Source organism: Caballeronia terrestris, from assembly GCF_001544515.1.
Lineage (GTDB): Bacteria > Pseudomonadota > Gammaproteobacteria > Burkholderiales > Burkholderiaceae > Caballeronia > Caballeronia terrestris.
Window position 1 is genome coordinate 1 of sequence record NZ_FCOL02000290.1, and the last position, 2,200, is coordinate 2,200.

Below are 2,200 nucleotides of genomic sequence, written 5' to 3' on the forward strand. Positions count from 1 at the left end.
GAGGTACGACCCCGAGGGTAAGCGCCAACTGATCGAGGCGTGCTTGCTGCCGGGTGCGTCAATCGCCGGCCTCGCACTCAAGGCCCAAGTAAACGCAAACCAGCTGCACAAGTGGATTCGCCTGCATGAGAGGGCAAAGTCTGCTCGTGCAGCCGAAGACACGGTCAACCCGGCAACGACGGCGTTCATCCCTGTGGTTTCTGTGGAACACAGCTATCCGGATTCCAATCCCCAGTCGTCAGCGCTGCCAGTGTCTTCTAGTCACAGGCAATCGGCGACTGTGTCTCGACCCATGGCGCGCCTGTCGGCGCAACTGCCAAACGGGGTAAAAGTCGAACTTGAGTGCTCACGACACGATGCGACACTTGTCACGGCATTGATCGCCGCACTGGGAGCGCATTGATGTTCCGCCTTGACTCCGACCTCCGCGTCTACCTGCACCGCGAGCCTGTCGACTTCAGGGCTGGCATCAATAGCCTCACGGCGTTGGTTGAACAGTCGATGCAGCTCGATCCCTTCGCCCGCGCCGTATTCGCGTTTCATAACCGCAAACGCAACCGCGTCAAGCTGTTGCTGTATGAGCGCTCAGGCTTCTGGCTAATGTTAAAACGTCTCGAGAAGGACCACTTCGTGTGGCCGCGCCGCAAGCAGGCAGTGATCGAGCTGACGACCGAACAGCTGCACTGGTTGCTTGATGGTATTGACGTCGATGCGATGCGCCGTCATCCCGCGCGACAGTACCATCATACAAGCTGATGCTGCGAGCATTGCTGGGCGACGTCGTCGACAGCCGTTACAAATTTCCGTAAACCCATTGTGCGTTCTGATTCGCTACTGTGGGTAGCATGGACGAACGCGAATTCTCCCGATTGCCTCCAGCCGCGCAGGCTTACATTCGTGAGCTCGAGGCCCGCAACCGCCAGTTGGGTGAGCGAGTTCGCCATCTCGAGGAACAATTCCGGCTTGCGCAACACAAGCGCTTCGCACCGAGCAGCGAGAAGCTTCAGGATCGTATCTTCAACGAAGCCGAGCAGGCCGCAGCCGAGGATCCTGAGGATGACACGGGCGAACTCGACTTGCCTGACACGGGTTTGCCGGAAGCGCCGGAGCCTGCTCGCCGCAAGCGAGGTCGCAAGCCTCTGCCGGCGGATCTTCCCCGCCAGCGCATCGAGTACGACCTGCCCGAAGAACAGAAGATCTGTCCCTGTTGCAGCAACGCGATGCATCGTATGGGCGAGGAAATCAGCGAGCAACTGCATATCGAGGTGAAGGCCTCAGTCTTGCAGCATGTTCGCTTCAAATATGCATGCCGTCGTTGCGAGCGTTTCGCCGAGCGTACGCCGATCCTGGTCGCGCCGATGCCGGCGCAACCATTACCGGGCAGTCAGGCCAGCCCCGCGATGATCGCCACAGTAATGACGGGCAAGTATGTCGACGGCACGCCGCTATACCGAATGGAAGACGCGCTCGGGCGCGCGAACATTCCGGTGGGCCGAGGTACATTAGGACACTGGGTCATCAAGCCAACGCAATTGCATCTGGAGCGCCTCTACCAGTCGTTACGCAAGACCTTGCTGTCGCAGCCACTGATCCATGGCGACGAAACAACCGTTCAGGTGCTGAAGGAGCCGGGCAAAACCGCACAAAGCCAGTCTTATATGTGGCTGTATCGAAGCGGGCAGGATAGCGCAGAGCCGGTGGTGTTGTTCGACTATCAACCCGGACGTGGCAAGCAATATCCCCAGACGTTTCTCGCGGACTACAAAGGCATGGTGATGTCCGACGGCTACAGCGCGTGGCGAGCGATCAAGGGCGTGACTCACTTCGGCTGCCTTGCTCATGCGAGACGCGGATTCGTGGAGGTCCTGAAGACGCAGAAAAAACCGGGCAAACGTGCACAGCAGGCTCTCGAATTCTTCCAGCGACTCTATCGCGTCGAAGCACTCGCAAGAGAGAAGCCGCCGAGCGGCGAAACGCGCGCCGCGTATACATTACGATTACGACAACAGCACAGCGTTCCGCTGCTTGAAGCATTTAAAGCCTGGCTGGACGAGCAGGCACCGCAAGTGCCGCCCGAAAGCTCACTGGGCAATGCCATCAGCTACACGCTTAACCAGTGGGAGTATCTCAGCCGTTACGTTGCCGACGGGCGAGCCCCGGTTGACAACAACATTGCCGAACGCGACATACGACCGTTTGC

The 2,200-nt window shown here is 59.0% G+C and carries 3 protein-coding genes; all 3 read left to right on the top strand.

The features are described 5' to 3' along the window. Positions 1 to 403: IS66-like element accessory protein TnpA (gene tnpA / locus AWB67_RS36650; RefSeq protein WP_087660719.1), on the top strand; the 403-nt coding region annotated here is incomplete at its 5' end. After that, positions 403 to 756: an IS66 family insertion sequence element accessory protein TnpB gene (gene tnpB / locus AWB67_RS36655; protein WP_087660720.1), complete on the top strand. Its 354-nt coding sequence runs from the start codon at positions 403 to 405 to the stop codon at positions 754 to 756. The genes tnpA and tnpB, both read left to right, overlap by 1 nt. An 89-nt stretch (positions 757 to 845) precedes the next feature. After that, positions 846 to 2,200: IS66 family transposase (gene tnpC / locus AWB67_RS36660; RefSeq protein ID WP_087660721.1), on the top strand; the 1,355-nt coding region annotated here is incomplete at its 3' end.